This window comes from Aureicoccus marinus, from assembly GCF_002954325.1.
In the GTDB taxonomy this organism is placed as follows: Bacteria; Bacteroidota; Bacteroidia; order Flavobacteriales; family Flavobacteriaceae; genus Aureicoccus; species Aureicoccus marinus.
In genome coordinates, this window is record NZ_MQVX01000001.1 from 1,096,142 (window position 1) to 1,102,704 (window position 6,563).

The 6,563-nt window shown below is 41.7% G+C and carries 2 protein-coding genes; one reads left to right on the forward strand and one right to left on the reverse strand.

All coding sequences use genetic code 11. The annotated features are described in order from the left end of the window. Positions 1-4,221, reverse strand: a 4,221-nt coding sequence (locus BST99_RS05170; protein ID WP_219843814.1) for a Kelch repeat-containing protein, incomplete at its 3' end; no start/stop codon positions are given. Between the two features lie 207 nt (positions 4,222-4,428). Between BST99_RS05170 and BST99_RS14295 the strand changes: the two genes are divergently transcribed. After that, the coding region (locus BST99_RS14295) for an Ig-like domain-containing protein (RefSeq protein ID WP_105000851.1) at positions 4,429-6,563 on the forward strand (2,135 nt) is incomplete at its 3' end.

Sequence of the window (6,563 nt, forward strand, 5' to 3'; positions counted from 1 at the left end):
TGAACTCAGGTCTACTTGAATTTGATCACCATTATCAAAACCAATTGTCAGTATGGCTGTATCCGAATCTGCAGCGCCATTATGATTGACTTGAATTGTTGATAAAGCACCTGCATTAATCGTCTGAAAGCCTGTAAAAGAAGTCGTAAAATTCTGTGGATTGTTTCCAGAAAATAACATCTCTGTTATAACAATACCTACATTTGAGCCAGTATTCGTCAATACAAGATTTTCAGATGAACCCAATGGGATGTTAAGTAACTGAGGGCCAGTTAGATTACTACTATTTAGAGAATACAATATGGGAGCGTCTTCCCCATAGAAATCCATATCCTTCATAACCCCAATTCCTCCGCCTCTTCTATTGGATCCGGCAGCCAAGTGTATACCATTTCCAGAAACAATTGCTTGAGTTCCATGGCGTTCAATTAACAGATCTGCCCGGGATGTCCAAATCCCCGTTAGAGGATTATAAGACTCATTAGTGGAAACCGCATCATCAATATTATTTCCTTGAAGATCTGATTTGATTTCACCACCGAGTACATAGATTTCATTATTCAGTACTCCCACTGATGCCGCAGCCCTCGGAGTTGGTAAATCCTGAGGAAGTGTTGACCAAGTCTGTGTAGCAATATCATAGACATCCACTTCAGCAATTAGCGGTTCAAAAACACCTCCTGTGCCACCTGACAATCGCCCACCGGCAACATAAATTTTACCGTCTAAAACAGCTGCATGGAAGTGATCACGTGATCTTGGGGCATCAGGCAGACTTGTCCATTGTCCTGTAGAGGGGTCAAATACATCTAACCATGGCACATATCCTCCGTCATGGCCGTCCGTGTTACCAGCTATCACATAGAGCATTCCATTGTATTCTACCAATCCTGCGGACCCTCTTTTTCGATTCGCAGGTATTTCTGGACCTCGAATCCAAACGTTTTTAGCAGGGTTATAGGACCAAACAAAATCAGCAGGAACCTCATTTGGATATGCATTGTCCTTGAATGCGCCAATGACCCATATTAAGCCTTGATATTCAACAGCTTGAAAATGATTAAAATCTTGTGGCGCCGAATTACTTATAGAAGTCCAAGTTTTGGTCGTTGGGTTGTAAAGATCAAGAGTTCGTGGATTTTCTCTACCTCCAAATAAATAGAACCTATCCCCTGCTTGAACAAATGAACACTCGTGGCGTTTTGAATAATTTTCATCATCTGTCTGATTAAACCAAGTATCATTGACTAAAAAAGGATTTATTGACCAAACAAAGGATGTGGTCACGACTTCCCCACTATCACTATTTAATTGGACTTCCACATTATATGGACTTCCTATTGCATCACCAACAGCAATTTGACCAGTGATTAACCCTGAATTGGAGTTTAACTGTAAGCCCGACGGTAAACCAGTATCAGAGAAAGTATAAACTGCTGAAGGATCTCCATTAGAATAGCCTAAATTCAAACTGATATTGTCTTGCTCAACAGAGATTTGATCAGTAACTGCGTTAAGTTCAAGCGGAAGATAATCGTTAACATTGAGGTAATCCCATGTTGCTTCCAACTCTTTACCTACCGCATTGGATGTACCAATTAGACCTACCGCTAAATCACTATTCACATCATTTAACAATTGCAATAGATTACCCGTTAAGGTTTGGGTATGAAGAAAAACAAAACCGGAGGAATCGAACTCATAGTACAATGAAATTTCTCCATTGGATGGATTAACTGCAATTCTAAATTTAGCATTGCTTTGAGGCCTTTCATTGTTTTGCAGAGTTAAATCGTGCACTATTTGTGCTACATCATTCTGTTCCTCCACTATGCTAATTCCGGAGGGTGTTAAAACTATTTTTAAGTAATTACTTTGGCTACCATCTCCAATAAAAATTCCTTGCTCTCCATTAACAGGAGCACTTGAACCATATAACTGAAGTGGGTTATAAAAATTGAGCATGCTCACTTCTACCGTAAAACCCGGTGTATTCTGGTCAACAACGACACCATATTGGAAGCCCTTTTCTTGAGTATTGACCAATCCTAAGGCTGTCCCTGAAGTCATCTGCATGGTCATAGCACCGATTGCTCCCCCAAGAATGTCATTTGGATTGGGATCATTGATATCATCCCTTCGATCTAAAAAGTCAAGCCAATTCGGATTCGCTTGCCCATTATTCATCAAACCTGTGAATCCAAGACCTAAGTACCCTAATAAATCGGGATTGTCCGAAAACAATTCATTCTTAACTGGAATACTGAATGCATCTGTACCCGCCAAAGTGGGGTTTCCTATTTGGAATGGATCAAATTCATCCAAAATCCCATCTGCATCATCGTCATCATCATTTAAATCTGAAACCAATATTCCACCTGCCGCCTTGTCGAAGTCATCTGGTTGAGACCCTCCATTGCAATAATCCGTACCATTATCAATTTCATCCTGATTGGTGTACCCATCACTATCATAATCCGCTAGCGGATCAAATGCGGGATCCGAAGTCTCTATACAAGCCGTGACTTCTCTGGGCTCGAGAACCAATAGTTTTTTATTTAGTGTAGCAACCCAGATTGTTCCTGGAAATATTTCATTATCGCCATTGCAAGTAATTCCCAGTAGATTTCCACTCAAGCCAGATGCGAATTCAGAAGTAAAACGAGCGAGATCACCATTGCTATCTAATTGAACTCTGCGCAGTACGCCTTTATTTGTCCCTGCAATAAGATCTCCTTTCATTGCTCCACCAAAATTAGAAGCTGTATATTCATCTATTCCATTTGTGTTGGTTCCCCATTTTGTCACCAGCTCAGCGACTGGGCCATCAGGATTTGGGATACCAGGACCACGCCAATCAGCCTCAACCGGATTCGCAATTTGAACTGGAGGCCAATTTGCGGGCAATGCTGCATTGGGATCTGTAGTTGATCCCGGGGTTGAACCATCAGGATCATAGGGTTGTGTGAGCCATTGCGCCCCGCTTAAACCACTGGTCGCCGGAGCAACGAATAAACCAGCACCCATCGGATTCGCTCGAACGGGTGTAGGGTGACCCGCATAGAAACTATTCGGAACATAGGATTGAATATCTGTTGTAACCTTAATCAGGTGGTCCTCATTATTAATCTGTTCTCCACCGGATGGACTACTGCTTCCTGGTTCCCCTGTCACATAATTATTTGTCACCGTTGCACCATTCCCCTCATTTTCAGGAAAGCCTCCCCAGCCGCCATTTGCTCCGTTATCGGTTACATACAATGCTCCGGATTCGGTAACAACCAAATCATAGGTATTGCGATAACCAGGCGAATAAATTTGAACTGGACCTGTCGGATCTATTATTGCTTGGTTTAACCCATCATTCCCTCCAAAGGGATCATTTACATCAATACCATCGTATGCCGGATTATCTGGATCAATTATACCATTAATATTGGGACGAGTAGGGTCATCAAGAGTTGGCAAATCATAAATGTATCGCCGACCATTGTCTAACTGTATGGGCATTGCTTCAATCATGTCAAGATTAACCGATAAAACTGCCGCTGACAAGGCATACTCCGTGGTGTATGCAAAATTTACGGAAGGACTACCAGCATTGGTATTCCCCCCGGAAGAAACGATTAAATAATCGACCCCGTTAATCGTGACAAATTCTAAACCATTAGTGGCGTGGTTTTCTTCTGAACGGGGTAAACCTCGTACGATATCAACGACATCCCATGTTGAACCAGTCCAGGTAAAACGAGTAATAATTCCGGAGTTGGTGTCTAAACCTATATCACCATTTCCCCCTCCACTGCCACCACCAATTCTAAAGTCACTGGATGTAACATAAAAAACAGGATTTGAGGCGGTTCCGGTCACCGTGATTCCAATTGTTTCTCGGACCGTACTGATATCCGTAGAACCATCATCATTATGATTTTGTATAGCCTGAATATCAAATAATTCCTCCATGGCAGTAATCACATAAGTGGTGTCTGGCTGCCTATTTAGAGTTAAGATTTTTATTGCTCCCTTATACTCAGTGATATATAAACGATCATCAGGTCCGAACATGAGCGATGTCGCAGCTTTAAGTTCTGAATATCCAGTGAAATCAATTTGCCGTTGCGTAAAATCTACTGGGGCATCAAGAGATGGCTCTTGTGCATTAGCAAAAAAAGTGCTTATCAAACAGCAAGAAAGAAAAAAAAGTGAGTAGTTTAGTTTCATTGCAGGTATGTGGTAGGTGGATAAAATCATCGAAATATTAAAATTAATGTTGATCAAACAAGGTTGAATCCAACTGACTCCAAAAACGATGAAATACTAGAAATTTCGACGAAATAAGCCTATCTCATAAAGCCAATTTTATAAAACGAAAATAGACTGCGTGCATTTTGCGTTATACCGCAATGTGTATTTGGAAGAGATTCTCTTATGGTTGGTAAAATCATTTTATATTTGCTCTCTCAAATCTTACAAATGAATTTAAAAAGAATTCTCTTTTCTATTTGTTTCTGCCTAATAACAAGCTCATTATACTCACAAGCCAGCATTTCTGGCGAATTAAAAAAGTGGCACAAGGTCACCCTTTCTTGGAGTGGTCCCACCGTTAGTGAATCCGACCCGAGTAGTCCTTTTTTAAATTACAGACTTAATGTAGAATTAATTTCACCCAGTGGTGTTACTTGGACTGTACCAGGTTTCTTTGCCGCCGATGGCAATGCTGGTGAATCCAGTGCTTCCTCTGGTAATGTCTGGAGAGTTCATTTTGCTCCAGAAGAATTAGGCGTCTGGACCTATACCGTTTCTTTTCGAATGGGAACCAACATTGCGATCAGCGAGGATCCAATTGCAGGTAATGCGACATCATTTGATGGTGATACTGGAAGTTTCTCGATCACTCAAACGGATAAAATTTTACCGGACAACAGAGCCAATGGTCGTTTGGATTATGTGGGAATTAGGTATCTGCAATTCCAAGAGACGGGTACCTACTTTCTTAAGGCTGGAGCTGACTCACCGGAAAATTTCTTGTCGTACGATGAGTTTGACAATACGAATGCGGATTATTCATGGGCAGCCCATTTCGGAGACTGGAATAACGGCGATCCCACCTGGAAAACAGAAAAGGGAAAGGATTTGATCGGCGCCATAAACTATCTCCACTCCAGAGGGATGAACGTTTTTTCATTCATCACATTCAATGTTAATGGAGATGGGGACGATGTTTGGCCCTACTCTGCCACAACCATTGCTCAAATGGATGATATGTCTGCTTCAGATATCGATAATCGCACACGATTTGATGTGTCTAAATTAGACCAATGGGAGGTAGTCTTTAATCATGCAGATAAATTGGGCATGTACCTGCATTTCAAGTTACAAGAGACTGAAAACGACCAGCTATTGGATGGAGGTGATCTAGATTTAGAAAGACGCTTGTACTACAGAGAAATGATTGCGAGATTCGGTCATCATCTTGCGCTTAATTGGAATATAGGCGAAGAAAATTCCCAAACGCCAGCCCAACGTATTGAAACTGCTCAATTCTTTTATGATTTAGATCCATACCGACACAATACAGTAGTCCATACAAGGACAAATGATAAAAACACAATTTATACACCTCTTTTAGGTAATAATTCCTTATTTACGGGAATATCAATGCAGAATGACCCCATTCCCAATCACGAAGACGTAAAAGAATGGATCATAAAATCAGAAGATGCTGGAAGGCCTTGGGTAGTGGCTAATGATGAGCAGGGCTCTGCCCAGGTGGGAGTTGCCACAGACGAAGGTTATAGCGGTAATCAAGGTACTGCGGAAGATAATAGAGAGGAAATAAGAAATCAGGTACTTTGGGGTACACTAATGGCAGGTGGAGCTGGCGTGGAATACTATTTTGGGTCCAGAACAGGAGTCGAAGATTTAGAAGGGGACGATTACAGAAGTAGAGAAACCAAATGGGATGACGCCAAAATAGCTCTTGATTTTTTCACTAACTATTTGCCTTTCTGGGAAATGAATACTTCCGATAATCTGGTGAGTTCAGGGGAAATGTGCTTTTCCAAAACAGACGAAATCTATGTGGTTTATCTTCCTACTGGCGGAACCCCCCAGCTTGACCTCACAGACACTACTACCGATTTCAGCGTTAAATGGTACAATCCTCGTTCAGGTGGAAATTTATTAGATAGTGATATAACGGAAGTGAGCGGGGGTACCTCTTTATCTCTTGGTAACCCGCCATCTGATCCGAATTTAGATTGGGTTGTACTTCTTCAATCTGTATCAAACAATGTAAATGTCACAGGCGTTCTTCTAACACCTGAAACTGCCGAGGTAGATGAGGACACCGATCTTCAGCTCACAGCCAGTGTACAACCAGCAGATGCTACCAACCAACAACTCAGCTGGAGCTCCGACAATACCGCTGTGGCAACAGTAGACAGCAACGGTCTTGTCTCTGCTATAAGCCCAGGTGTTGCCACAATTACCGTTACAACCACAGATGGTGCTTTTACGGATACGGCTGCAATCACTGTTGTAAGACCAGTTACAAGTGTCAT